23 protein-coding genes are annotated in these 25,854 nt (G+C 66.2%); 17 read left to right on the top strand and 6 right to left on the bottom strand.

Annotated elements, in window-relative coordinates; translation table 11 throughout:
- Positions 1–204: 204 nt before the first annotated feature.
- The 3 genes from AC1DD3_RS02765 (at position 205) to AC1DD3_RS02755 (ending at position 4,327) form a co-directional block, all read left to right on the top strand.
- Entirely contained in the window at positions 205–2,016 is a 1,812-nt protein-coding gene (locus AC1DD3_RS02765) for a proline--tRNA ligase (protein WP_476880894.1), read from the top strand.
- A gap of 18 nt (positions 2,017–2,034) precedes the next feature.
- Positions 2,035–2,829, top strand: coding sequence for a sulfite exporter TauE/SafE family protein (locus tag AC1DD3_RS02760; protein WP_476880893.1), 795 nt, complete (start codon positions 2,035–2,037; stop codon positions 2,827–2,829).
- Positions 2,830–2,917: 88 nt separating this feature from the next.
- Positions 2,918–4,327, top strand: coding sequence for a pyridoxal phosphate-dependent decarboxylase family protein (locus AC1DD3_RS02755; RefSeq protein WP_476880892.1), 1,410 nt, complete (start codon positions 2,918–2,920; stop codon positions 4,325–4,327).
- Positions 4,328–4,345: 18 nt separating this feature from the next.
- Here AC1DD3_RS02755 and AC1DD3_RS02750 read toward each other — a convergent pair whose 3' ends face one another.
- Genes AC1DD3_RS02750 through AC1DD3_RS02740 form a run of 3 tightly spaced genes read right to left on the bottom strand, consistent with a single transcriptional unit; the run spans position 4,346 to position 7,452 of the window.
- Positions 4,346–5,386, bottom strand: a complete 1,041-nt coding sequence (locus AC1DD3_RS02750) for an aminoglycoside phosphotransferase family protein (protein WP_230120582.1) — start codon at positions 5,384–5,386, stop codon at positions 4,346–4,348.
- Between the two features lie 45 nt (positions 5,387–5,431).
- Positions 5,432–6,175, bottom strand: coding sequence for a VIT1/CCC1 transporter family protein (locus AC1DD3_RS02745; protein ID WP_230120580.1), 744 nt, complete (start codon positions 6,173–6,175; stop codon positions 5,432–5,434).
- Positions 6,176–6,225: 50 nt separating this feature from the next.
- Positions 6,226–7,452: a ferritin-like domain-containing protein gene (locus AC1DD3_RS02740; RefSeq protein WP_230120578.1), complete on the bottom strand. Its 1,227-nt coding sequence runs from the start codon at positions 7,450–7,452 to the stop codon at positions 6,226–6,228.
- An 87-nt stretch (positions 7,453–7,539) separates the two neighbouring features.
- Between AC1DD3_RS02740 and rimP the strand changes: the two genes are divergently transcribed.
- The 5 genes from rimP to rbfA all read left to right on the top strand — a co-directional run bounded on the left by rimP (position 7,540) and on the right by rbfA (position 13,567).
- Positions 7,540–8,157, top strand: coding sequence for a ribosome maturation factor RimP (gene rimP, locus AC1DD3_RS02735; protein ID WP_230120576.1), 618 nt, complete (start codon positions 7,540–7,542; stop codon positions 8,155–8,157).
- Positions 8,157–9,134 carry a transcription termination factor NusA gene (gene nusA, locus AC1DD3_RS02730; RefSeq protein ID WP_230120574.1) on the top strand — a complete coding sequence of 326 codons (978 nt, stop codon included), beginning with the start codon at positions 8,157–8,159 and terminating at the stop codon, positions 9,132–9,134. The genes rimP and nusA overlap by 1 nt, the downstream gene beginning before the upstream one ends.
- 218 nt (positions 9,135–9,352) lie before the next feature.
- Positions 9,353–9,694 carry a YlxR family protein gene (locus tag AC1DD3_RS02725; protein ID WP_476874858.1) on the top strand — a complete coding sequence of 114 codons (342 nt, stop codon included), beginning with the start codon at positions 9,353–9,355 and terminating at the stop codon, positions 9,692–9,694.
- A gap of 152 nt (positions 9,695–9,846) precedes the next feature.
- Positions 9,847–12,747 (top strand): translation initiation factor IF-2, encoded by a 2,901-nt coding sequence (infB, locus tag AC1DD3_RS02720; protein ID WP_476880891.1) that lies wholly within the window; start codon positions 9,847–9,849, stop codon positions 12,745–12,747.
- 310 nt (positions 12,748–13,057) lie between these two features.
- Positions 13,058–13,567 (top strand): 30S ribosome-binding factor RbfA, encoded by a 510-nt coding sequence (rbfA, locus tag AC1DD3_RS02715; RefSeq protein ID WP_230121436.1) that lies wholly within the window; start codon positions 13,058–13,060, stop codon positions 13,565–13,567.
- A gap of 112 nt (positions 13,568–13,679) precedes the next feature.
- Here the strand turns inward: rbfA and AC1DD3_RS02710 are convergent, their stop codons facing one another.
- Positions 13,680–14,801, bottom strand: a complete 1,122-nt coding sequence (locus AC1DD3_RS02710; RefSeq protein WP_476880890.1) for a ScyD/ScyE family protein — start codon at positions 14,799–14,801, stop codon at positions 13,680–13,682.
- A 175-nt stretch (positions 14,802–14,976) separates the two neighbouring features.
- Between AC1DD3_RS02710 and AC1DD3_RS02705 the strand changes: the two genes are divergently transcribed.
- Positions 14,977–15,462 carry a nucleoside deaminase gene (locus AC1DD3_RS02705; RefSeq protein WP_230121434.1) on the top strand — a complete coding sequence of 162 codons (486 nt, stop codon included), beginning with the start codon at positions 14,977–14,979 and terminating at the stop codon, positions 15,460–15,462.
- Positions 15,463–15,476: 14 nt separating this feature from the next.
- Here AC1DD3_RS02705 and AC1DD3_RS02700 read toward each other — a convergent pair whose 3' ends face one another.
- Positions 15,477–16,682 carry a pyridoxal phosphate-dependent aminotransferase gene (locus AC1DD3_RS02700; RefSeq protein WP_476880889.1) on the bottom strand — a complete coding sequence of 402 codons (1,206 nt, stop codon included), beginning with the start codon at positions 16,680–16,682 and terminating at the stop codon, positions 15,477–15,479.
- A 138-nt stretch (positions 16,683–16,820) separates the two neighbouring features.
- Here AC1DD3_RS02700 and truB point away from each other — a divergent pair, with 138 nt between their 5' ends.
- Genes truB through AC1DD3_RS02685 form a run of 3 tightly spaced genes read left to right on the top strand, consistent with a single transcriptional unit; the run spans position 16,821 to position 18,566 of the window.
- Positions 16,821–17,756 carry a tRNA pseudouridine(55) synthase TruB gene (gene truB, locus AC1DD3_RS02695; RefSeq protein ID WP_476874853.1) on the top strand — a complete coding sequence of 312 codons (936 nt, stop codon included), beginning with the start codon at positions 16,821–16,823 and terminating at the stop codon, positions 17,754–17,756.
- A gap of 2 nt (positions 17,757–17,758) precedes the next feature.
- On the top strand, positions 17,759–18,112 hold the full coding sequence (locus AC1DD3_RS02690) for a hypothetical protein (protein ID WP_476874852.1): 354 nt from the start codon (positions 17,759–17,761) through the stop codon (positions 18,110–18,112).
- Position 18,113: 1 nt separating this feature from the next.
- The gene (locus AC1DD3_RS02685; RefSeq protein WP_476880888.1) at positions 18,114–18,566 is read left to right on the top strand and encodes a hypothetical protein; all 453 of its coding nucleotides are present in this window, start codon (positions 18,114–18,116) and stop codon (positions 18,564–18,566) included.
- Between the two features lie 47 nt (positions 18,567–18,613).
- Here the strand turns inward: AC1DD3_RS02685 and AC1DD3_RS02680 are convergent, their stop codons facing one another.
- A complete protein-coding gene (locus AC1DD3_RS02680) occupies positions 18,614–19,456 on the bottom strand; it encodes a DUF937 domain-containing protein (RefSeq protein WP_476880887.1) in 843 nt (280 codons plus the stop codon).
- Between the two features lie 235 nt (positions 19,457–19,691).
- On the opposite strand from AC1DD3_RS02680, the gene AC1DD3_RS02675 reads away from it, so the two are divergent.
- The 5 genes from AC1DD3_RS02675 (at position 19,692) to AC1DD3_RS02655 (ending at position 25,831) form a co-directional block, all read left to right on the top strand.
- On the top strand, positions 19,692–20,675 hold the full coding sequence (locus AC1DD3_RS02675) for a bifunctional riboflavin kinase/FAD synthetase (RefSeq protein WP_476874849.1): 984 nt from the start codon (positions 19,692–19,694) through the stop codon (positions 20,673–20,675).
- Positions 20,676–20,715: 40 nt separating this feature from the next.
- Complete coding sequence (gene kynA, locus AC1DD3_RS02670) at positions 20,716–21,570, top strand: tryptophan 2,3-dioxygenase (RefSeq protein ID WP_476880886.1); 855 nt, start codon at positions 20,716–20,718, stop codon at positions 21,568–21,570.
- Complete coding sequence (gene kynU / locus AC1DD3_RS02665; protein ID WP_476880885.1) at positions 21,567–22,811, top strand: kynureninase; 1,245 nt, start codon at positions 21,567–21,569, stop codon at positions 22,809–22,811. Before kynA ends, kynU begins: the two co-directional genes overlap by 4 nt.
- Positions 22,812–23,054: 243 nt before the next feature.
- Positions 23,055–23,324: a 30S ribosomal protein S15 gene (rpsO, locus tag AC1DD3_RS02660; protein WP_230117553.1), complete on the top strand. Its 270-nt coding sequence runs from the start codon at positions 23,055–23,057 to the stop codon at positions 23,322–23,324.
- A 248-nt stretch (positions 23,325–23,572) separates the two neighbouring features.
- Positions 23,573–25,831: a polyribonucleotide nucleotidyltransferase gene (locus AC1DD3_RS02655; protein WP_476875013.1), complete on the top strand. Its 2,259-nt coding sequence runs from the start codon at positions 23,573–23,575 to the stop codon at positions 25,829–25,831.
- Positions 25,832–25,854 lie beyond the last annotated feature (23 nt).

Raw genomic sequence — 25,854 nt, 5'->3', positions numbered from 1 at the left:
GGCATGACCGGCCGCGGAGCCACGCCGCCACAGGGATGACCAGCCGGAGACGGCCAGGGGCTTCCGCTGTGGGGCGTGGCTCTTCTGCGGCAGCCCCCGCCGGGAAGCGTCTGTTGCCGGAGCGCGCGGAAGCCCCGGCGCCGCCTTGCCGGTAGATTAGTACCCAGACAATCAGCACTTTCCCCCAGAAACGGATACTGACCCGTGGTCCTTAGACTCTCCAAGCTATTCCTGCGCACGCTGCGTGAAGATCCCGCCGACGCCGAGGTGGCCAGCCACAGGCTGCTCGTGCGCGCCGGATACATCCGCCGTGCCGCGCCGGGTATCTACACGTGGCTGCCCCTGGGGCTGAGCGTGCTGCGCAGGGTGGAACAGGTAATCCGCGAGGAGATGACCGCCATCGGCGCCCAGGAAGTCCACTTCCCGGCCCTGCTCCCCAAGGAACCCTACGAGGCCACGAACCGCTGGACCGAGTACGGCGAGGGCATCTTCCGGCTCAAGGACCGCAAGGGCGGGGACTACCTGCTGGCTCCCACCCATGAGGAGATGTTCACCCTGCTGGTCAAGGATTTGTACTCCTCGTACAAGGACCTTCCGCTGAGCATCTACCAGATCCAGAACAAGTACCGCGACGAAGCACGTCCCCGTGCCGGCCTGCTGCGCGGCCGCGAGTTCATCATGAAGGATTCGTACTCCTTCGACGTCGACGACGCCGGCCTGGACGCGAGCTACAACGCGCACCGCGGCGCCTACCTGAAGATCTTCGAGCGCCTTGGCCTCGAGGTTGTTCCGGTGGCAGCCACGGCAGGTGCCATGGGCGGTTCCCGGAGCGAGGAGTTCCTGCACCCCACCGAGATCGGCGAAGACACGTTCGTGCGCTCCGCCGGCGGCTATGCGGCGAACGTGGAGGCCGTGACCACCGTGGTTCCCGCCGAGATCGACTTCACCAACGCTCCGGCGGCCGACATAAGGGACACGCCGAATACCCCGACCATCGACACCCTCGTGGCCGCTGCCAACGAGCTCGCTCCCCGGAGCGAGGCCGACGGCGGCGATTGGACGGCCGCTGACACGTTGAAGAACGTGGTCCTCGCCGTGACGCTGCCGACGGGTGAGCGCCAGATCGTGGTCATCGGCGTCCCCGGCGACCGTGGCGTCGACCTGAAGCGCGTTGAGGCGAACATCGGCGCTTTCCTGCCAGTGGCCGGCGAAATTACGGTGGAGGCCGCGGGCGAAGAAGACCTCGCCAAGAACCCGCTCATCGTCAGGGGCTACCTTGGCCCGGGGATGTCCCTGGACACGCCGCTGCTCGGCACGGAGGGCGCATCCAGGCTCCTCTACCTCGTGGACCCGCGCATCGTCAGCGGCACGTCATGGGTGACCGGTGCCAACATGGCCGGCAAGCACGTGTTCGGCCTCGTGGCTGGCAGGGACTTCGGCTGGGACGGTGTGATTGAGTGCACCGAAGTTCGCGCAGGCGACGAAGCCCCGGACGGCTCGGGCCCGCTTGAGACCGCCCGTGGCATCGAGATGGGGCACATTTTCCAGCTCGGCCGCAAGTACGCGGAAGCGCTTGAGCTGAAGGTCCTGGATCAGAATGGCAAGCAGGTGGTGGTGACCATGGGTTCCTACGGCGTGGGCGTGACCCGTGCCGTGGCTGCCCTCGCGGAATCCAACCATGATGCCCGGGGCCTGGTCTGGCCGCGGGCAGTGGCTCCGGCCGACGTCCATGTCGTGGCCGTGGGTCGCGGCGAGGAGATCTTCGCCGCGGCGGAGCAGCTCGCCTCGGAACTCGAGGCCGCCGGCCTCGAGGTTATTTACGATGACCGCCCCAAGGTCTCCCCGGGCGTCAAGTTCGGCGACGCTGAGCTCATTGGCGTGCCCACCATCCTCGCCGTCGGCAAGGGACTTGTGGACGGCGTCGTAGAGATCAAGGACCGCCGCAGCGGTGAGGCCGAAAACGTTGCAGTGGACAAGGCTGTTGACTTCGTGGTCAACGCCGTCCGCAACAACTGACTGCCCGCAGCCGCCAAGGTGGTCTCGGGTTTCGAATCGATCCAGCTCGCCACTGTGATCCTGATAGTGGTGGCCGGCTTCGCTGCCGGCTGGGTGGACGCGGTGGTGGGCGGCGGCGGGCTGCTGCAGCTTCCTGCGCTGCTGCTCGTTCCGGGGATCACCCCGGTGCAGGCCCTCGCCACCAACAAGATGGGTTCCATCTTCGGCACCAGCACCAGCGCCGTCACCTACTACGGCCGGGTCCGGCCTGACCTGAGGACTGCGCTGCCCATGGCGGCCATTGCGCTGGCCGGCAGCTTCGGCGGGGCCTTGCTGGCTGCCCGGCTGCCGGCCGAGGTGTTCAAGCCGATCATCGTGGTGGCGCTGGTTGCCGTCGCGCTTTTCACTGCCCTCAAACCCGACGCCGGGCACCTGACGGTCCTCAGGCACGACGGCGGCACCCACTATGTGGTGGCCTGCACCATCGGTGCCGTGATCGGCTTCTATGACGGATTGATCGGCCCGGGCACGGGCTCGTTCCTGGTGATCGCACTGGTCTCGGCGATGGGATACGCGTTCCTTGAGGCAAGCGCCAAGGCGAAGATCGTCAACATGGCCACGAACGCCGGTGCGCTGTTGTTCTTCCTGCCGCACGGCTCCCTGCTCTGGGGGGTCGGCCTGGTGCTGGGTCTGGCAAACATGGCCGGCGGCTATTTGGGGGCGCGCACGGCGGTGAAACAAGGGAGCCGGTTCGTGCGCCTCGTCTTCCTCGCGGTGGTGGGCGCCCTGATCATCAAACTCGGCTTCGACGTGTGGCAGGAAAACTTTGCCTGACCCTTCGCTTGAGCGGGAGTTCCCGGCCCGACAGAATCTGGTGGGATCCCCCTCGTAACAACCCCCGGGGTCGGCGTAGCATGCATCTATGTCAGCGGGTGCGGAGCCCTACCAGGAAGCCCTTGCGGCGGCCGTGCGCCATGCCACCCAGTGGCTCGCAAGCCAGCCGACCCGCCCCGTGGGTCCGCGGCGGGCGGCCCGGGAGTTGGCCGCAGCATTCGGCGGCGAGCTGCCGCAGTCCGGCATGCCTCCGGCAGACGTCGTGGACTACCTCGCCAGCCATGCGGAACCCGGGCTCATGGCCATGCCGTCGGGCCGCTTCTTCGGCTGGGTCATCGGTGGCACCCTGCCGGCCGCCATGGCGGCGGACTGGCTTGTCAGCTCATGGGACCAAAACGCGGTCCTCCGCTATGCCACCCCCGCCATGGCGGCCATCGAGGAAGCAGCAGGCGGCTGGCTGCTGCAGTTGCTGGGCCTGCCGGAGGACTCCGACGTCGGCTTCGTCACCGGAGCCACCATGGCCAACTTCACGGGTCTGGCGGCCGCACGCTGGCGGCTGCTCAAAGACGCCGGCTGGAACCTGGACCGCGATGGGCTCTTCGGCGCGCCGCGGATCCACTGCATCGTGGGGGAGGAACGGCACGAGACGATCGACCTCGCCCTGCGCTACCTGGGCCTGGGCAGTCCCACCGTGGTGGCGTCCGACGACCAGGGGCGCATCGATGCCGCGGAGCTGGACTGTGCCCTTGACCGTGCGCTGAGCTCGGGCCCGGCTCCGGTGCTGGTGTGCCTGCAGGCCGGCAACCTGCACTCGGGCGCCTTCGACCCCTTCGCCGCGGCGATCGCAGTGTCCAAGGCACACCGCGCGTGGGTGCACGTGGACGGGGCATTCGGACTTTGGGCGGCAGCCGTCCCCGAGTTCGCCGGGCTGACGGCAGGGCTCGGACGGGCCGACTCGTGGGCCACAGATGCCCACAAGAGCCTCAATGTCCCCTATGACTGCGGCGTCGCCGTCGTCAAGGACGCGCAGGCCCTGCGCAGCGCCATGGGGCTGAACGCGAGCTACCTCATCCGGGATGCGGATGGTGCGGGTGATCCCAGCCAGAAGGTTCCGGAGCTTTCGCGCAGGGCCAGGGGTGTGCCGGTGTGGGCCGCGCTGAAGTCACTCGGCCGGGATGGCGTGGCCGAACAGATCCGCCGCCTCGCGGCCTCCGCGGCCCGGCTCGCGGAAAAGCTTGCGGTGCTTGACGGCGTGGAAGTGCTGAACGACGTCGGCTATACGCAGATTTCCGTCGCTTTCGGTGACGACGCCACCACCCGTGAGGTGGCGGCGAGGCTCATAGCCGACGGCACGGTGTGGATGTCCGGTTCGCGCTGGCACGGCAGGGACGTGCTGCGGATCTCCGTCAGTAACTGGACCACCGACGCCGCCGACGTTACCACGGCAGCCGAGGCGGTCCGGACTGCCCTCGAAGGCGTCCGGACCGGCGCCCGCTGACCGCCAGGCCGAAGGCCCTTATGCCGGAGTCGTCCGCCCGGCTGCCCGCCCGGGTTCAGGCAGCGTTCGCGGGTCCGGGAGCCCGTCCAGGGTGCGTCCCGCCAGCGTGCTGGCAACCCACAGCGACCGGGCCAGATCTCCGCCGTGGTCCCGCTTCGAGGCGTAGTGGAGGGCGTTGTCGACCTCCCGCGCGAGGCTCCACTGCCGGGCTGCTTCGTCGTCAAGCCCGGCCGCCCTGCTGAAATCGCGGCATCGTGCCCGCAGGCCTGCCGCGGGATCCGCGGCGGGCAGGTCAGCCATCCGGTTCCACAGCACGGGGGCCACCGCGAACTCAGCCTCGCCCACCATCGGCTGCGGATCGATGGCCGCGAAATTACGGTGTCCAGGCTTCTCCGTGGCGCCGGGGCGGGCCAGGATGTTGAGGAAGTGGAAGTCGGTGTTGACCAGCACGTCGGCTCCTGAGCGGCGGCCCACGGCACCCCTGGTCTGGCACACCTCCAGCGCAGCCTCAAGGAGCCAACGGGGAAAAGGCTTTCCCAGCTGCTCCCACTCGGCCGGCAGATCGTCGCTCCATTGCTCGGCCCGGGCGGCCACGTGCAGAAACTCCCGCCATTGCGGCTGACCGTCCGGAACGAGGCTCAGTTCCCGCATGAGCCCGCCCCACACCTCGGCGGCGACGTCCATGGGCTGGGTCTGGAGCGACCGGCCGGAGTCCAGGCGCTCCAGCAGCATGGAGCAGGTTCCTGCATCGGAAGCGAGCAGGCGGACGGCCCCCCGCCCGTTCCACAGGGCCAGGGCATGCCGTTCCACGACCGCCTCGTCGTGGGGGAAGGCAACCTTCAGGGCTGCACGTGTTCCGCCCGCAAGCACCGGCACCACAATCCCGCCGTGGCCGCTCCATGGGAACGTTCCCGGCATAAGGTCAAGGTCGAGCTCCCACTGCTCCATGCGGCTGCGGATCAGGTCGGGGAGGGAAGCAAGCCATGCCCGGCCGGCACTGCTGCTGGAGTAGCGGCGCGCCAAATCGGGCGGAACGGGAACGGCTGGTGGCTGGCTCATCGGTTCCAGCGTAGTTGACCGGGCTGTCGCAGCCCTGGAATTGCGCTAGACGATCCCGCTGGCTCCGAGCAGGTTGCCCAGGGCGAATGTCGCCGCCAGGGCAAGTCCGCCGCCCACCACCACGCGCACAGCGGCGCGCATCCTGGATCCGCCGCCGATCCAGGCTCCGAGGGCGCCGGTCAGGGCCAGAGCCACCAGTACGGCGCCGAAGGTCACGGCAACGCGGATGTTTTCGGGCGGCAGCAGGATGGCGAGCATCGGCAGGATCGCGCCCAGGGTGAATGCTATGGCCGAGGCAAACGCTGCGTGCCACGGGCTCACAATGTCCTGTTCATCGATATTCAGTTCCGCGGACAGGTGCGCTGCCAGCGCATCATGTGCGGTGAGCTCCCGGGCGACGTTCTGCGCCGTTTCCTCACTGAGGCCCTTGCTCCGGTAGATGGCCGCCAGTTCGAGCAGCTCTTCCTCGGGCTCTTCGGCAAGCTCCCGGCGCTCCTTTTCGATCAGCGCCTTCTGGCTGTCGCTTTGGCTGCTGACAGATACGTATTCGCCAAGCGCCATGGACACCGCGCCGCCCACCAGCCCCGCGGCACCGGCCGCAAGAATGGGGCCGTGCTCGCTGGTCGCACCGGCTACGCCCACCACAATCGCGGCGACCGACACGATGCCGTCGTTCGCGCCGAGGACACCGGCGCGAAGCCAGTTCAGCCGGTGGACAATGTCGTTGTTGTGGGGCTCGCTTTGGTGGTGTCCGTCGTGGGGCAATCCTGCAACGTCCGCTGACTCCATCTCTCCAGCAAACCACCAGGGCGTCCCCGCTGCCAGAGTCCAGCCGGATATTAAGGAGGTGAGGACAGGTCCGCATGCGGCGAGGGCGCAGCTTCCGGCAGCACGGGGAGCTGGGAGGTGTCCAGCACGAGGCCGGGTACGGGGCCGGGATCGGACCCCCAGCCGATGGAACTCTGCGTGGCCGCAAGGAGCGAGGCAATGGCCCATTTTCTGGTGGGGCCTTCACTCAGTGCGACGAGATCGCCGTAGACAGGGAGCGTTCCCGCTTCCAGGCTGGCCAGTCCGGCGGCGGGGTTTTTCAGGAAGGAGGCATCGAGCGTGTAGCCCGGCTCCCGGGGCGGGATCTGGGCACAGTGCAGGCGGCTGTGCGTCTCTGCTTCGTCCGCGCGTGCCTCGTGGCTGGTCAACAGGACCTTGGCCCGTTGTGTCGCCTGGCCAGCGAGTCGAGTGAGCGCAACCTGGTAGCCGTAGACGGTCTCTACCTCGGTGCGGACAGTCCTTTGCAGCGCAGCCGTCAGGCTCGCTGCGCCGGACGCCGTCGCGGGGCCGGACACTGGTGCGGCGCCTGGGGCCGGCGCCGAGGTGGCGGCCGGCGCCCCGGAGGCCGTCCCCAATTCCGCAGAGGCCGTACCTGGCGAACCCGGCGCACTGTCACCTGGGCCTGGGCCCGGGCACGTGACCGTGGAATTGGCCAACCGAGCGGGCGCGGCAGGAAGTGCAGGCGCTGGCGTTCCGGAGGCTTGGGCAAGAGCCGCCGCCTGGAGCAGCTGTGCGGTGCCGACCGCGGACAAAAGGCGGGCCATCCCGCCGTCGGCCGTTTCCGCATGGGTGAGGCGCTTCCGCCCACTGGCAGAGAGCCCGGCCACCAGTGCGGGGACTGTCGCGGGCGCCGCGGCAGCCGCAGCTGCAGTTCCGGATCCAGACGCCGAAGGCGCGGCGGAAGCGGCGGCGGTGGCCTCGTCGGAGGGCAGAATCAGTGCGCGGGCCTGGGTAGTCAGCAAAGTCACAGTCCGCGAATAAATCTGGCGCTGGGCGCCGGAAGCGTCCACCGCGAGCTGCAAGCTGACTGCCCGCAACCGCATGGTTTCAGCCAGGGCGGAGGCCCGTGCCTGCTCGGAAAAAGGGGGTGCGGCCGGGCGCTGGGCTTCCCGTGGAATCAGGGCAAATCCGAGGCTGAGGACCAGGAACGCGGTGAAGGCGGCCAGGGCGAACCGGAAATAGCTGGCCGGCCGGCTTCTTTCCCTGGTGTCGTCTTTCACAACAGACCATGTTGTCACGGCCGCAGGGAACTCCGTGCACCAAGGCGGCCGGAAAATGGCTACGCTAGTACTCACAACATCATCTATCGGGAGGCGGCCGGCATCGTGAGCAATGCAGAAGCCACGACTTCATCAGACCGGACCGACGCGGGAAAGTCTGAGCCCGCGGCTGTCCACAATCCCGAGGCTGAACGCCTCCGGTCTTTGCTTGAGCCCGCGGTCCAGGCACACAGGCTGTACTTGGAGGATGTTGCCATCAACATCGCAGGCTCCAACCGCGTTGTCCACGTAGTGGTGGACCTGCCGCAGGAAGAAACGGGCGGGGTCAGCCTGGACGTCATTGCAGACATCTCCAGGGAACTCTCCGACATCCTGGACAACGATCCCAGCACGGACAGCCGCCCGTACGACCTTGAAGTTTCGTCGCCCGGCGTGGGGCGTCCCCTGACAGAGCCCCGGCACTGGCACCGCGCCCGCGGCCGGATGGTGAACGTCAACGTCATCCAGGGCGAAAACGTCACGGGCAGGATCCAGTCAGTGGACGACTCCGGCGTGACCCTGGTCCCCGAAATTGCCGTGAAAAAGGGCATGAAGCCGAAGCAAGGCGATCCCGTAAAACTTCCTTTCGACAAGATCCGCAGCGGAAAAGTCGAAATTGAGTTCAGCCACCTCGACGAGGCCGGTCTGGAAAATGAGCACAATGGACCTTCTGAGGAGGCCTGATGGATATTGACATGAGCGCACTGAGACTCCTGGAGCGTGAGCGCGAAATCCCGCTGGATCTCCTCATCCCCACGATCGAGCAGGCACTGCTGGTTGCCTACCACAAGTCTCCCGGGGCCTTCGAGAAGGCCCGCGCTGAACTCGACCGCAAGAGCGGCCACGTGACCATCTGGGCCACCGAGATCGATGACGACGGCATGCCCATCGGCGAGTTCGAGGACACTCCTGCGGGCTTCGGCCGCATCGCGGCAAGTACCGCCCGCCAGATCATCCTCCAGCGCCTGCGCGACGTCGAGGACGACAACGTCCTGGGCGAGTTCAAGGGCCGCGAAGGAGAGCTCGTGGCCGGGCTGATCCAGCAGGGCAACAACCCGCACATGATCCAGGTCAACCTTGGAACGGTCGAGGCTCTGCTTCCGCCGCCCGAGCAGGTTCCGGGGGAGAAGTACATCCACGGAAACCGACTCCGTGCCTTCGTCATTGACGTCCACCGCGGCACCAAGGGCCCGTCCATCACGCTGTCCCGTTCCCACCCGGGCCTCGTGCGGAAGCTCTTCGAACTCGAGGTTCCGGAGATCGCCGACCACTCGGTGGAGATCGTTGCCCTGGCCCGTGAGGCCGGACACCGCACCAAGATCGCAGTTAAGGCCAACACCCCCGGCATCAATGCCAAGGGCGCCTGCATCGGCGAAATGGGTTCCCGCGTCCGGGCAGTCATGACCGAGCTGAATGACGAAAAGATCGACATCGTCGACTTCAGCGAGGATCCGGCAACGTTCATCGCCAGCGCCCTGTCACCGTCGCGTGTGAATTCCGTCACCATCACCGACGAAACCACCCGCTCCGCCCGCGTCGTGGTGCCGGACTACCAGCTGTCGCTGGCCATCGGCAAGGAGGGCCAGAACGCCCGCCTCGCCGCCAAGCTGACGGGCTGGCGGATCGACATCGTTTCTGACGCCGCGGCGCCGCGCGGCTAGAAGAACGTTTTCGCAGTTCGGCCCAGGCTGAACCGGCACCCGAACTGCCTGCCATGGCGGCGGGCAGTTTCGGGTCATTGGCCCCCAAGGGGCTAGAATAGAACATGACCGCGCCTAGCAGCCGGCATCAGTGTGTCTGTGTGTGCCCACGTTTCTGCCCGATGGCAGCAGCTGGCCCCCGGGCAGGCAGATAAGTACAGGCAGGAAGATACTCGACAGTGGCAGCAGTGCAACACCTCGGGAATCAGCCGCAACGTACCTGCATCGGATGCCGGAAAAAAGGGTCGCGGTCTGAGTTACTCCGGCTCGTCTCCGACGCCGGCGGATCATCCGCCGTCGCTGTGGATGAACGACGCCGGATGGCTGGCAGGGGTGCATGGCTGCACCCCAGCGAAGCGTGCCTGGCCCTGGCGGTCAAGCGGCGTGCGTTCGGAAGGGCCCTTAACGGCGCGACCGGAACCGCCGCCGTCGAACGCCGGATAACGGCAGGAACGCTAGCTGCGGACGCCCCGGCGGCTGCAGCAACAACCGTCCAACCTGAAAGCGGGTCAGAAAACTGATGGAAACCCGATGAGTTCCCAGCGATGAGTGCGCAACGATGACAACTTTGTTGCGCTCTGCAATGGACCTTTCAGCTGCACTCGCGGCGGAGGTCCGCAGTAAGAAGTAGACGGTTCGTGCCTGGCTCGGTGCGGACCGAGACAGGAGAAATGTGGCCAAGGTCCGCGTACATGAGCTTGCTAAAGAGCTCGGTATTACTTCCAAAGATGCAGTAACCAAACTGCAGGAACTGGGCGAATTCGTTCGCTCCGCCTCTTCCACCATTGAGGCCCCCGTCGTGCGGAAACTCCGCAACGCCTTCCCGGCTGCGGCCGCTTCCAAGACCGAAGCACCCGCAACCGCTCCCAAAGCTCCCGCCGCGGCAGGAGAATCACGCCCCGCCCCGGCTCCCGGCCCCGCTGCCCCCAAGGCTCAGGCACCTGCCCCGGCACCGGCCCCCGCACAGGCACCTCAGGCGGAAGCTCCGGCGGCGCCTGCAGCGCCCGCTGCTCCCGCTGCCGCAGCACCTTCGGCCGCCGCCCCCGCAGCTCCCTCGACGGGCGCCAAGCCCGGAGCGCGCCCGGCACCCAAGGCTGAAGCGCCGGCTGCGCCCGCAGCACGACAGGGCGGCTCGGCACCTCGACCGGGCGGTCCCCGTCCCGGCAACAACCCGTTCGCGACGTCCCAGGGCATGCCCCGCGGCCGTGGCGGCGACGGAGACCGTCCGTCGCGCCCGGGCAACAACCCGTTCGCACCTTCGCAGGGCATGCCGCGTCCCGGTGGCAGCCGCACTGACGGCGACCGCCCCGGCGGTCCGCGTCCCGCGGCAGGTGCCGGCGGTCCCCGTCCGGGCGCTCCGCGTACCGGTGGTGCTCCGGGCGGTCCCCGCCCCGGTGCTCCGCGTACCGGTGGCGCTCCGGGCAGCCCCCGCCCCGCAGGTGCCGGTGGAAACCGTCCTACTCCGGGCATGATGCCCAACCGCACTGAGCGTCCGGCACCGGCTGGTGCAGGACGTCCCGGTGGCGGCGGCCGCGGTCCGGGCCGTCCAGGCGGCGCTCCCGGAACCGGTGCTCCCGGTGCCGGCGGCGGCGCTCCGGCCGGCGGTGGCTTCGGCAAGGGTGGCCGCGGTCGCGGCGGAACCCAGGGTGCCTTCGGTAAGGGCGGCGCAGGCCGCGGCAAACAGCGCAAGTCGAAGCGTGCAAAGCGCCAGGAACTTGAGCAGATGAGCGCTCCGTCGCTGGGTGGCGTGAGCGTACCCCGCGGCGACGGCAACACCGTAGTGCGGCTTCGCCGTGGCTCGTCCATCACGGACTTCGCTGACAAGATCGAGGCGAACCCCGCCGCACTGGTGACCGTGCTCTTCCACCTCGGTGAAATGGCAACGGCAACCCAGTCGCTGGATGAGGAAACCTTTGCCCTGCTTGGCGAGGAGCTTGGCTACAAGCTCCAGGTCGTTTCGCCGGAGGATGAGGAGCGCGAGCTGCTCTCCACCTTTGACATCGACTTCGACGCCGAGCTGGAAGCCGAAGGCGACGAAGACCTCGAGGCACGTCCTCCGGTTGTCACTGTCATGGGCCACGTCGACCACGGTAAAACCCGGCTGCTCGATGCCATCCGCAAGTCCGACGTTATGGCGGGCGAGCACGGCGGCATTACGCAGCACATTGGTGCCTACCAGGTCACGCACACCCACGAAGGCGAAGACCGCAAGATCACCTTCATCGATACCCCCGGCCACGAGGCGTTCACCGCCATGCGTGCCCGTGGTGCGAAGGTCACTGACATCGCCATCCTGGTGGTCGCAGCGGACGACGGCGTTATGCCGCAGACCGTTGAAGCCCTCAACCACGCGCAGGCAGCCAACGTGCCGATCGTGGTGGCTGTGAACAAGATCGATAAGGAAGGCGCCAACCCGGACAAGGTCCGTGGCCAGCTGACCGAATACGGCCTGGTTCCGGAAGAATACGGTGGCGACACCATGTTCGTTGAGGTCTCTGCCCGCCAGAACCTCAATATCGACGAGCTGCTCGAGGCTGTCCTGCTGACCGCAGACGCAGCCCTGGACATGCGCGCCAACCCGAACAAGGACGCCCGCGGCATCGCGATCGAAGCCAACCTCGACAAGGGCCGCGGTTCCGTGGCAACTGTCCTGGTGCAGTCCGGTAGCCTGCGCGTCGGCGACACGATCGTGGCCGGTACGGCCCACGGCCGTGTCCGTGCGATGTTCGACGACGACGGCAGCGCCCTGACCGAGGCCGGCCCGTCCCGCCCCGTCCAGGTGCTGGGTCTGTCCAACGTGCCGCGCGCCGGTGACACCTTCTTCGTGACAGCTGACGAGCGCACCGCCCGCCAGATCGCCGAGAAGCGTGAAGCTGCCGACCGCAACGCTGCCCTGGCCAAGCGCCGCAAGCGCATCAGCCTGGAAGACTTCGACCAGGCCGTCGCCGAAGGCAAGATCGACACCCTCAACCTCATCCTCAAGGGTGACGTGTCCGGTGCCGTGGAAGCCCTCGAAGACGCGCTGCTCAAGATCGACGTCGGCGAGGGCGTCCAGCTCCGCGTTATCCACCGCGGTGTCGGTGCGATCACGCAGAACGACGTCAACCTGGCAACGGTCGACAGCGCCGTCATCATCGGCTTCAACGTCAAGCCCGCAGAACGGGTTGCCGAACTGGCAGACCGTGAAGGCGTGGACATGCGCTTCTACTCAGTCATCTACGCAGCAATCGATGACATTGAGCTGGCTCTTAAGGGCATGCTCAAGCCGGAGTACGAAGAGGTCCAGCTTGGCACCGCCGAGGTCCGCGAGGTGTTCCGTTCTTCCAAGTTCGGCAACATTGCCGGTTCCATCGTTCGCTCGGGCATTATCCGACGCAACTCGAAGGCCCGCATCAGCCGCGCCGGCAAGATCATCGGCGACAACCTCACCGTTGAGACGCTCAAGCGCTTCAAGGACGACGCCACCGAGGTCCGCACGGACTTCGAGTGTGGTATCGGTCTTGGCTCGTTCAACGACATCACCGAGGGCGACATCATCGAGACCTTCGAGATGCGCGAGAAGCCGCGCGTCTAAGTTGTTCGTTTGACGAACTAGAGCAGTACTGGTCGGGGCCGTTGGATTTTTCCGGCGGCCCCGCCCCTTCGCCGGACGGGTTGCGATCTGCGATCGCAACCCGTCCGGCTCCGACAGCGGCGTCAGCCTTCCCAATGCTCGCAAGCTCGCATCGGGGCCCTCGGCTGCCACCTTGGATGCCACTCCCAGGCCGCCGGAAAAACTCCAACGGGAGTCCGTCGTAGACTCGCCCTAGGCGCGTGGCAATAAACCAACGAGAGTACGTCAGCTGCTATCGCGCCGTCGTACATCCAAATATTTAGGAGTGGAAATGGCTGATCCGGCACGCGCTGCCAAGTTGGCGCAGCGGATTAAGGTTGTTGTTGCAGAGGCTTTGGGCCGGAAGGTGAAGGATCCGCGGCTTGAGGGCATTACTGTTACCGATGCGCGTGTGACCAATGACCTGCAGCATGCCACCGTCTACTACACGGTGTTCGGTGACCAGGCCGTGCAGGCGGATGCGGCCAAGGGGCTGGAGAAGGCCAAGGGCGTGCTGCGGCAGGAAGTGGGCCGGAACATCACCGTCCGGCTGACGCCTACGCTCGAGTTCGTCGCGGACCAGATCCCCGTGAACGCCTCCAACCTTGAGGAACTGCTCCGCGCCGCGAAGAAACGCGACGCCGAGGTTGCCGCTTTGGCCGAAAACGCCAAGCACGCAGGCGACGCCGACCCGTACAAGAGCGACGTCCCGGTTGACGTGGAGATCGACGAGGACGACTTCGACGAAGAGGACATTGACCTCAGCGGCGATGTCGAAATTGACGAGGACCAGAGCAAGTAACCAGCGTGCAGAAGTCGTGCGGCCGGATCCCTGGGGATCCGGCCGCACCATTTTTGTCATATGGATGTTGTGTGCCCGCCAGGGGTTCCCCGGCGTTTGCCTGGCGCCGGTTTCAGTCGTCTGAATCGTGCTCCAGGGGCACGGACACGACCCGCCCTTCGGGTGCCTTGTTCGGTTCCGGGAGGGAATTGACGGTGGCGTAGAGGGTGTCACCCCTGACATCCACGTCTGCGGCGAGCGTTGCCGGCAGCACCACGTGTTCCTTGCCGGAGTGGGCAGAAAGCCGGAGCACGCCCGCGCCAAACAGAGACGCCACATAGACGTTGCCCTCATCGTCCATGTCCAGCCCGGTGGGGGACATCACGTCGTCGGCAAACATCTTGACGCGGCCGCTGTGCGGGTTGATCTTGAACACTGCGCCGCGGGCGCCAAGGGCCGGGTCCTCCGGTCCGCCGGGGAGCGATGTCACGTACAGCCAGCCGTCCGGTCCCCGTTTGACGTCGGTGGGTACCGGCTCGAAGTTGTAGGTTTGGCCGGACACGCAGCCGGGCAAGCCCACAGCCTTTGCCTCCGCGGCGGTGAAGCGGTGCGGCCGGGGCGGCAGGACAGCCACTGTTTCGGTCTCGCCGGTCCTCACATCAACCGAGACGATGCTGTTGGCGCCGGCATCGGCCACGTAGATGGTGTCCCCATAGACTTCGATTCCGTAGGGATGGGAGTCCACATGTCCCTTGTAGGAAGCTTCCACTTGCGGTGGCAGCTGTGCCGCGCAGGCGGTGGAAAGGCTCCGGAACCCGTAGGAGTTGCCGGCGTCGGCGTTTTCTTTCGTTTCGAGGGCGGCCAGATCGCCTACGGTACGCTGCTTGCCGTCCGCATCTATGCTGCGGAGGTGACCGGCCAGCGCAATTTTGCCTCCGGTGCCGGCCCCTTGGCTTTCAGCGAAATAGACGGTCTTGCCGCGGCGGTCGCTGCCCGCGACATCCCAGGCGCTCTTTTCGTAGACTTTGGTGAGGCTTCCGTTCCGGCCGATCCGCGTTAGTCTGCCGGCGAATTCTTCGCTGACCAGGACGGAACCGTCATGTCCGTCGCTGATGTGGAGGGGGCTCAGCAGGCCCTTGGCCAGCACGGCGGGTGCCGGCGTCTTCGGGTCCGGGACAGCCTGTGCTGCCGGAGCGAAGGACAGAAGGAGCGAGGCGGCGGCGAAGGCTGCCGTACGTGATCTTTGCTTTTTCATGCTGTCTCCAACGTCAATGGTGATCATCCAGAGCATTGAGACCGTTAGTGGGCCGGAAAGACCCGTTCCCCCTGACGCGCGCAGTCTAGTCCCGCTGGTCCGGAGCTGTCGACGGGCGCGGGAAACCATCCCTGCAGGCGGGGGGAAATTGGGCGCATCTGGCTATGATCAGATCATGCTTGCGCAACCTTCAGCGGCAGATGTCCGTGAGTACCTGACTCAGGCGGTAGCCCTCGCCGAACGGAACGTGGCCGCCGGGGGCGGACCCTTCGGCGCGCTGGTGGTCACCCCTGACGGGACGGTCCATGAAGGAGTAAACCGGGTCACCCGGGACAACGATCCCACCGCCCACGCTGAAGTGGTGGCCATCCGGACCGCGGCGGCGGAGTCAGGCAATTTCGATCTCGGCGGTGCGGTCCTCTACGCCAGCTGTGAACCGTGCCCGCTCTGCCTCGCTGCTGCGCTGTGGGCGCGAATCGACCGTGTGTACTACGCCGCAGACCGACACGGCGCGGCGGCCGCGGGGTTCGACGATGCAGTTTTCTACGAGTATTTCGCCGGTACGCGCCCGGAACTGCTGCCGGTCAGCCACACGCCCGTTCCGACGTCGGGCGTCCCCTTCGACGCTTGGCGCAACAACACTGAACGCACCGATTACTGACGCTGGTGACCGGCCTAACTGCTGATGGGTTCTTGTCCCCGCGCGGGATACCTGTTGCCGCCGTCGTGCTCCCGTTCCGGAAGCCGGGTGACGCCCTCCACGAGTTCAGCCTGGCTGCCGCACAGCGCGATCCGGATCCAGCCCTCGCCAATAGACCCGAAGGCGGTTCCGGGCGCAAACGAGACGCCGGAATCGGCGAGGAAGCGCCGGACCCAGCCCCGGACATCGCCGCCGCTTAGATGTGACACATCCGCCCACAGGTAGAAGGCCCCCTGCGCATTGAGGAACCGGATGCCTTTGGAGCGCAGGATGGCGGAGGCCGCGTCCCGGTTGGCACGGTAGTGCTCCCGCGCGTGCGCCACGTAGTCCTGCGGGCCGGTGAGTGCGGCCAGGGCCGCATACTGCGACGGCGAGGCAACGCAGGAGACGATGGCCTCCATCACGTTGTTCATCCGCTGCTCCAGACCGGGCGGGCAGACGAGGGCCCCTATCCGGAGTCCGGTCAGGCCGTAGGTTTTGGACAGCGTAAGGGACGTGAATACTCTCGCTTCGCCGGGAACACTGCTGTCAAAGCGCGCCGGGCTGACGTGGGCGACATCGTAGGTGAAGGCCTCATAGCATTCGTCCGAAATGATCCAGAGGTCATGCCTTCGGGCCAATTCCACGAGCTCGCGGGTCAGATCCTCGCCCAGCACCGCACCGAGGGGATTCGACGGCGAATTGAGCATGAGAACGCGTGTCCGCTCCGTGATGAGCGCTTCCACATTCTCGATCCGGGGCTGGAAGTCGTGCTCGGGGTAGAGGGGATACCTGACAGGGACGGCATTGACCAGCCGGCTGGTCATGGCGAAGGTGGGATAGCCGGGATTGGGGATCAGGATTTCGTCGCCCGGGCCGAGGAGGAGGCTCATGGCCAGGTGCAGACCCTGCTGGGCGCCGTCAACCACGTATACCCGGTCGGCTTCGATGCCGGTGCCGGACTGCTCGCGGAATCTGTCAGCGAAGGCTTCCCGGAGAGCCGGGATCCCGGCGTTGGGAGTGTAGTTCGTTTCGTCCCGGTCCAGGCAGGCGATTCCGGCGTCCAGGACATGCCGGGGAAGCGGGAAACCGGGTTCGCCGATGCTCAGCACCACAGCGCCGGGGGTGCGCCAGGCCGCCTCGGTGATTTCGCGGATCTGGTTGACGGGGACATCGCTGATGTGCGGCGCAAGCTCAGGCATGACTGCCATCCTAGCCCCGGCCTGTCGGCTGGCGCACCGGCTGGCGCACCGGCCGGCACACCGGCTCGCAGGCCTGCCGGAAGGTCGGCAGGGCGGGGCCGGACCGGGCTGGCCGGCCGCCCCGATATACTGGGAGGCGTGCTTTCTGGACTGGTAATAGTGGACAAGCCGCAGGGATGGACCAGCCACGATGTGGTTGGACGGATGCGGCGGATCGCCGGTACCCGGAAAGTGGGCCACGCCGGAACGCTGGATCCCATGGCCACCGGCGTGCTCGTGGTCGGAATCAACAAGGCCACGCGGCTCCTTACCTACATCGTGGGGACCTCCAAGACCTACACGGCAACCATCCGGCTCGGCGAATCCACCGTCACGGACGACGCCGAGGGCGAGGTCGTGGCCACTGTGAGTGCCGCTGCTGCCACGGAGGACGCCATCCGGGCCGGGATCGCAGCGCTGACCGGCGAGATCCAGCAGGTGCCCAGCAGCGTCAGCGCCATCAAGGTCAACGGAGAGCGCGCCTATGCCCGCGTCAGGTCGGGTGAAGACGTAAAGCTCGCCGCCAGGGCCGTGACCATCCACCGCTTCGAGGTGCATGGAATGCGCCGCGAGCGGGGCGGGGACGTGGTGGACATTGACGTCACCGTCGAATGCTCGTCCGGGACGTATATCCGTGCCCTGGCCCGCGACCTGGGCGGTTCACTGGGCGTCGGCGGCCATCTGACGGCGTTGCGCCGGACCCACGTGGGGCCGTACTCGCTGGACCAGGCCCGGACGCTCGAGCAGCTCGCCGAGGAACTCGAAATCCTGGAAATGTCCGAAGCGGCCCGGGCCCTCATGCCCAACCGGGAACTGAGCGCGGAGGAAACCACCGAGATATCGTTCGGCCGCCGGATCGCTGCGGGAGCCCCTGCGGGCTCCGCGGAAGCGGCCACCGCGGACCGTCCGGCGGCCGCGTTCGCCCCCGACGGATCACTCGTGGCCTTGCTCGCTGACACGGGCAGCTTCGCCAAGCCGGTGCTCGTATTCGCGCCCGGAACCGGCGGTTCGCCCACCAGTGAGCAGGCCGGTTAGCCTTGGACGCATATTTCTACATCATCCTGGGCGTCGGACTCCTCTCCACCGTCATCTGCGCGGTGGCGGGAATCCTGAAGAAAGCCCCCAACGATGTCACTATTCTGTCGGTGGGCGCCGTGGAGTTGTCGCTGCTGGTGTACCTCGTCGGTTCGATCGTCCGGGTTATTGCGGGGGAACAGATCGCAGGCGAGGCCTGGGAATTCTGGGGCTATCTCGTCACCGCCCTCATGCTGCCGGTCGCCGCGGTGTACTGGTCCATCCTGGAACGGACCCGCTGGAGCAACTTTGTCCTTGCCGCCGTCGGCGTGACCGCCCTGGTCATGGCCGCGCGAATGAACCAGATCTGGTACTGAAGTGGAAGAAGCACACAACGTGACCGCAACACCCAAAACCGCCGCAAACCCCCGGAACACGCGCAACACAGGCCCGGGACGGCTCCTCATCGCGGTGTATGCCGTGTTCGCCATTTCAGCCACAGCGCGGGCCGGCTACCAGATTCTCACCAAGTTCTCCGAGGCGCCGCTGGCCTACGTGCTGTCTGCCTTCGCAGCCCTCGTCTATGTCGTGGCCACGGTGTCGCTCGCCAAGCCGGGCCGGACCTGGTTCCGTGTCTCGGTCATCGCCGTGCTCGTGGAACTGGTCGGAGTGATCGTCGTCGGCGCGCTGAGCGTGTTCGACGCCGTCCAGTTTCCGCACGAGACGGTGTGGTCCCTGTTTGGCCGCGGCTACGCCTTCATCCCGCTGATCCTTCCGGTGCTGGGCCTGGTCTGGCTCTACCGCAGGCGGCCATCCGCGAAGGCTGCCTAGCTGCACCCCATCTGGCGGCACCACACCCGGCAGTACTGCACTGCCGCTTACTTCTTGCCGAACAGGTCTCCGAGGATCCCGCCGAGGCCGCCGTTGTTGTTCGATGACGGCTGCCCGGATGTTGACTGATCCGACTGGTCCTCGCCCGGCAGATCAACGTCAATGACCTCGCCCGGCGTAACGGAACGCTGCGCCGGTTCGCCTCCCGTGCCAGTGGCCGGCTCGGGGCTCTGCGCGGGCTCAGGCGGCTGAGTCGGCTCGGGCTGGTCCGAAGCCGGAACCGGGTTTGGCTGGGACTGCTGTTGCCGGCCTCCGCCCAGAATGCCGCCGAGGATATCACCCAGGCCTCCTTGTCCCTGGCCGCCCGCGCCGGCAGTGCCACCCAGAATGCCGCCCAGGATGCTGCCCAGATCGATCCCGCCCGCCCCGCCGGAGGCCTCCCCGCCAGGAAGCGGGGACTGGCCGGTACCCTGCTGGGCGCCGCCAAGGATTTTCTTCGCCAGGTAGGACATGACAATCGGCGCGAGGATCGGAAGAAGTTTGCGGATGAGGTCCCCGCCCACGCCGCCGCCCAGGTTGGCAGCACCAGCCAGCTGGTTTGCCACCTGGTCCTGCTGGCCGCCAAAGACGTGGCTCACGATTTTTTCGCCGTCGTCGGTGTTTACCTGGGTGGCGTCCACTCCGCCGTCGACGGGTCCCGTCCGGTGCTGCGCCAGCGCCGATTCCAGGGACGCCGCACCGTCCGGAGCCTGCGCATTGTTTTGCATGCCGGCGAGGAGCGTGGGGACGGCGGCCTCCACAGCGGCCTGCGCGGTAGCGGTATCGGTGCCAAGCAGGGTTGCGATCTGGTCCACCGGGATCTGCCCCAGAAGCTCATGGATGTCAGTCAATGGATACTCCTTCTGGCCCGCTGAGCGCTCGGGCGTCATGGGAAGCGGCACAAGCTTGCGTCGCCGGACAGCTGCCTTTGCATCCTAGTCCGGGACCCCGGGGCGCGGTAGGTTCTGCCGAACCGCGGCGCCGCGGGCGTCCATGACCTGCAGCGATTGCAGGTAATCTTAGAGAGTTCCGGCGCCTGGGAGGCGCCCGGACGGGTTCCTGTAGGGCAGTAAAAAGGCGAGGTTGATGGTTCACATCTGGAACGATCCGACCGAAGTCCCCGACGACTTTGGTCCTTCCGTTGTCACTATCGGCAACTTCGACGGAGTCCACCGCGGGCACCAGCAGGTGCTGTCCCAGCTGATCCGGACGGCCAGGCTGAACAGGGCAAAGTCCGTGGCCGTGACGTTCGATCCCCACCCGGCGCAGGTCCACCGGCCGGAGGCCGCACCCGAGCTCATCATGGGCCTGCAGGACAAACTCCAGGCGCTGGGAGAGCTGGGCCTGGACGCGGTGCTGGTCATGAAGTACTCGCTGGAGCTTGCCAGCCTCACTCCCGACGAATTCGTCGGAACGGTTCTTGTTGACAGCCTCCACGCCAGCCACGTGGTCATCGGCCATGACACCCGCTTCGGGCGGGGCAATTCCGGTGACCTGAACACCATGCGCGAGCTGGGGGAGAAGTTCGGCTTCGAAGTCCTGGTCATCAGTGAATTCGGTTCCGAGGGTTTTCCCCTCCACGACGACGGCGGCACGGACCGCCGCTGTTCGTCCACCTGGGTGCGTGAAGCGTTGAACGGCGGCGACGTTGCCACGGCGGCCGCCGTGCTCGGACGCCCGCACCAGATGCGCGGTGAAGTCGTCCACGGGGCGGCCCGCGGCCGCGTGCTCGGTTTTCCCACTGCCAACCTCTCCCATGACGCCAGCGGCTTCATCCCGGCGGACGGCATCTACGCCGGCTGGCTGGTGGACCAGGGTGGCACCCGGTGGCCGGCCGCTATTTCAGTCGGCTCCAACCCGACCTTCGACGGCGTCAGCCGCCAGGTTGAGGCCCACGTCATCGACCGCCCGGAAGAGTCCGCAGACGACTTCAATCTGTACGGCCAGACAGTAGTGGTGGAGTTTGTCGCCCGGCTCCGGGGCATGGTGGCATACCGTGGGCCTGAAGCCCTCGTGGAGCAGATGCGCCAGGACGTCGTGCAGACCCACGACCTCCTCCTCAAGCGCTGATTTGTCGGCCCCACACAGTACTGGCAAGGAAGGCAACACTGTGACCGTGGAAAAGAACACCAGAAAACTGGACAAGGGGATCGTCCGCGATTTCAGTTCCAGGATGAGTTACGGGGCATACCTGCAGTTGCCCACGCTTCTCAGTGCCCAGCGGCCTGTCAGCACGCCGGAACACCATGACGAAATGCTGTTCATCATCCAGCACCAGACCACCGAACTCTGGCTCAAGCTCGTGCTCCACGAGCTTCGCAGCGCGGCGGAGCACCTTAGGGCGGATGATCTCGGGACGGCCCTGAAAGGGATTGCCAGGGTTAAGCACATCCAAAAAACCCTCACGGAGCAGTGGTCGGTGCTGGCCACGCTGACGCCCACCGAGTATTCGCAGTTCCGCGGTTTCCTCGGCAACTCCTCAGGATTCCAGTCCAGCCAGTACCGGGCAGTGGAGTTCGTCCTCGGCAACAAGAACCGGAAGATGCTGCCGGTGTTCGAATCCGATCCGGAGGCTCACGCGCTGCTCCAGGAAGTCCTCGATGCTCCGAGCATCTACGACGAATTCCTGGCCTACCTGCACCGCAAGGGCTATGATGTGCCCGCCTCCGTCCTTGACCGCGACGTCAGCAAGGCGTACGAGTTCACGCCCGAGCTCGTGCCGCTTTTCAAGCACATCTACGAAAATGCGTCTGACAACTGGGGCGCCTACGAAGCGTGCGAGGAGCTCGTGGACCTGGAGGACAACTTCCAGCTGTGGCGGTTCCGCCATCTGCGGACCGTGCAGCGCACCATCGGCATGAAGGGCGGAACCGGCGGCTCCAGCGGCGCGGCTTTTCTCCAAAAAGCCCTTGAACTCACGTTCTTCCCGGAATTGTTCGCCGTACGGACGGAGATCGGTCAGTGACCACGATTCACGGCACTGAAGACGCGCTCCGCCAACGTGCGGCCCTGCTGGACGCCGAGGATCCCCTGGCACCGTACCGTGCGCGTTTCATCGGCACGGACACGGAGCTCTCCTACCTTGACGGCAACTCCCTGGGCCGTCCGCTCAAGAGGACGGCCGAGGACATCAACGCCTTCATCCACGCGGGCTGGGGCGGCCGTCTGATCCGGGGCTGGGATGAGGAATGGCTGGAGATGCCCCAGGCCATTGGGGACCAGCTGGGATGTGCCGTCCTGGGTGCCGCCCCGGGCCAGACCATCATTGCCGATTCCACCACGGTGGTGCTCTACAAGCTGATCCGCGCCGCGCTTGCAGCGGTCAAGGACTCCGCAAGGACAGAGATCGTCCTGGACACGGACAACTTCCCGACCGACCGGTACCTCGTCGAGGGCATCGCGCGGGAGGAAGGGCTGACCCTGCGCTGGATCGACGCCGACCCTGCCGCCGGGGTGACCGTTGAACAGGTGAGCGAGGCCGTAGGGCCGGCCACCGCCGTCGTACTTCTCAGTCATGTGGCCTACCGCTCGGGGTTCCTTGCCGACTTGCCGGCCATCACGGCGGCGGTGCACGACGCCGGCGCGCTGGTGGTGTGGGACCTGTGTCATTCGGCGGGGTCAGTGGAAATAGGGCTGGATGCCAGCGGCGTTGATTTCGCCGCCGGCTGTACTTACAAGTACCTCAACGGCGGCCCCGGCTCGCCCGCCTTTGCGTATGTCAATGCCAGGCATCTTCCCGGACTGGCCCAGCCAATTTGGGGATGGATGGGCCGGAAGGACGCCTTCGAGATGGGGGCCGGCTACGAGGCCGCCCCCGGTATCCGCGGCTTCCTCAGCGGGACCCCGGCCATCTTCGGAATGATCGCGATGCGAGGCACATTGGACCTGATCGAGGAAGCGGGAATGCCGGCCATCCGGGAAAAGTCGCTGCGCCTGACCGCCTACGCTTTGGAGCTGCACGATGCCTGGCTTGCGCCGGCCTGCGTGAAACTCGCAACACCACGCGCCCCCGAACAGCGGGGGAGCCACATCAGCCTCGACCATCCGGCCTTCCGGGAAGTGACTGCGTTGTTGTGGGACAGGGACGTCATCCCCGATTTCCGCGCACCGGAGGGCATCAGGATCGGGCTCTCCCCGCTGAGCACGGGGTTCACCGAGCTTCACCGGGGCATGGCGGCCGTCCGCGACCTGCTGCCGCGTGCCTGACCTTCACGCGCGGCCGGCCTTCACGTGCCCGGCAAGGCGGCCCGTGTAGTTTCGACAACGCTGGGGGCGTTTCGACAAGATTGCAACAAGGCCGGTAAACTAAGCGGTGGATCCGGCTGCAGTCCGTGGTTGCTGGATCCTGTTTCGCGCGTACCGGCCCCCGGTTTATCGGGATGGTCCGCGCCGGCACACCCGGCAGTGAGTTACTGACTCGGGCCTCACGGCACATCTCTAGGAGTTATTGTGGCACTTGAAGCCGCTGTAAAGCAGTCCATCATCAAGGATTTCGCAACGTCCGAAGGCGACACCGGTTCACCGGAGGTCCAGGTTGCAGTCCTGACTCAGCGGATCAAGGATCTCACTGAGCACATGAAGGAGCACAAGCACGATTACCACACCCAGCGCGGTCTGCTGGCCATGGTCGGTCGTCGCAAGCGCATGCTCACTTACCTGAAGAACACTGACATCGCCCGCTACCGTTCGCTCATCGAGCGCCTCGGCCTGCGCCGCTAGTCAGGCATTACGGGCGGCCCTTTCCGGAGCGGAACGGGCCGCCCGCTTCACAGATAACTAAACAGGAGGATCAACCGCATCACGCATTCGCGGTCCTCGGTAGTGATCCCCGGGAACGGCTTCGACGTCTTGAAGCCCCGGCCCGTGGGTCTCGATCGATGACCGGGTGCAGTGCAGGCCAGTAGACAGATGCTGGCCTGGGTTGATGCGGCTGGACTTCCGTTAAACAAGAAACGGAGGTGACTCTCTTGGAGGGTCCCGAAATCCAGTTCTCAGAAGCCGTCATTGACAATGGCCGCTTCGGCAAGCGTGTAATCCGCTTCGAAACCGGCCGTCTTGCCAAGCAGGCAGCCGGCGCAGCCATGGTGTACATCGACGAAGACACCGCCCTGCTGTCCGCCACCACCGCCGGCAAGCACCCGCGCGAAGGCTTCGACTTCTTCCCGCTGACGGTCGACGTCGAAGAGCGCATGTACGCTGCCGGCCGCATCCCGGGCTCGTTCTTCCGCCGCGAAGGCCGTCCGTCCACCGAGGCCATCCTCGCGTGCCGCCTCATGGACCGCCCGCTGCGTCCGGCCTTCGTCAAGGGCCTCCGCAACGAGGTCCAGATCGTCGTCACCGTCCTGGCGATCAACCCCGACGAGCTGTACGACGTGGTGGCCATCAACGCCTCCTCGATGTCCACCCAGCTCTCCGGCCTGCCCTTCTCCGGCCCGATCGGCGGCGTCCGCGTTGCCCTCGTCGCCGACGAGAACGGCTCGCAGTGGGTAGCTTTCCCGAAGCACTCCCAGCTCGAGAACTCCGTGTTCAACATGGTCGTCGCAGGCCGCATTGCCGGTGATGACGTCGCCATCATGATGGTCGAGGCCGAAGCCACCGACAACTCCTGGAACCTCATCAAGGAACAGGGCGCCACTGCCCCCACCGAAGAGGTTGTTTCCGAAGGCCTCGAGGCTGCAAAGCCCTTCATCAAGGCCCTCTGCGAAGCACAAGCCGACCTGGCAGCACGCGCCGCCAAGCCGACCGTCGAGTTCCCGGTCTTCCTTGACTACCAGGATGACGTCTACGCCGCCGTCGAGGCTGCCGCCGCTGAGAAGCTGGCCGCCGTCTTCCAGATCGGTGACAAGCAGGAGCGCGACACCGCCTCCGACGCACTCAAGGACGAAGTCACTTCTTCCCTGGCCGGCCAGTTCGAGGGCCGCGAGAAGGAACTGTCCGCAGCATTCCGCTCGGTCACCAAGCAGGTTGTGCGCCAGCGCATCCTGAAGGACCAGATCCGCATCGACGGCCGCGGCCTGACGGACATCCGCCAGCTCACCGCCGAGGTCGAGGTTCTGCCCCGCGTCCACGGTTCGGCCATCTTCGAACGCGGCGAGACCCAGATCATGGGTGTCACCACGCTGAACATGCTCAAGATGGAACAGCAGATCGATTCGCTGTCGCCGGTAACGCGCAAGCGCTACATGCACAACTACAACTTCCCGCCCTACTCCACCGGTGAAACCGGCCGCGTGGGTTCGCCCAAGCGCCGCGAAATCGGCCACGGCGCCCTGGCTGAGCGCGCGCTCGTGCCGGTCCTGCCGTCCCGTGAGGAATTCCCCTACGCCATCCGCCAGGTGTCTGAGGCTCTCAGCTCCAACGGTTCGACGTCGATGGGTTCCGTCTGCGCCTCCACCCTGTCCATGCTGAACGCCGGTGTGCCGCTGAAGGCCGCCGTCGCCGGCATCGCCATGGGCCTGGTCTCTGACCAGGTTGACGGTCAGACCCGCTACGCGGCCCTGACCGACATCCTCGGCGCCGAAGACGCCTTCGGCGACATGGACTTCAAGGTCGCCGGTACCTCCGAGTTCGTCACGGCCATCCAGCTGGACACCAAGCTCGACGGCATCCCCGCCTCCGTGCTGGCAGCAGCACTGAAGCAGGCCCGCGAAGCCCGTCTGCACATCCTCGAGGTCATCAACGCAGCGATCGACACCCCGGACGAGCTCTCCGAGTTCGCACCGCGTGTCATCGCCGTCAAGATCCCCGTGGACAAGATCGGCGAGGTCATCGGGCCCAAGGGCAAGATGATCAACCAGATCCAGGAAGACACCGGCGCCGACATCTCGATCGAGGACGACGGAACTGTCTACATCGGCGCAACCAACGGCCCGTCGGCTGACGCTGCACGGTCCGCGATCAACGCCATCGCCAATCCGCAGGTTCCGGAAATCGGTGAGCGCTACCTGGGCACGGTCGTCAAGACCACCACCTTCGGTGCGTTCATCTCCCTGACCCCGGGCAAGGACGGCCTGCTGCATATCTCCGAGCTGCGCAAGCTCGCGAGTGGCAAGCGCGTGGACAACGTCGACGACGTCGTCTCCGTGGGCCAGAAGATCCAGGTCGAGATCACCAAGATCGATGACCGTGGAAAGCTGTCCCTGTCTCCCGTAGTGGCTGACGAGGAAGGCGCCGGCGAAGCCGAGCGCGTTCACGCTTCGTCTCCCGCAGAGGGATCTGACGACTAACAGCAGTCAAGGGCGGTAACTGC

The sequence above is a fragment of the Arthrobacter sp. 05T444 genome (assembly GCF_056395905.1).
This window is presented reverse-complemented; position numbering and strand designations above follow the sequence as displayed.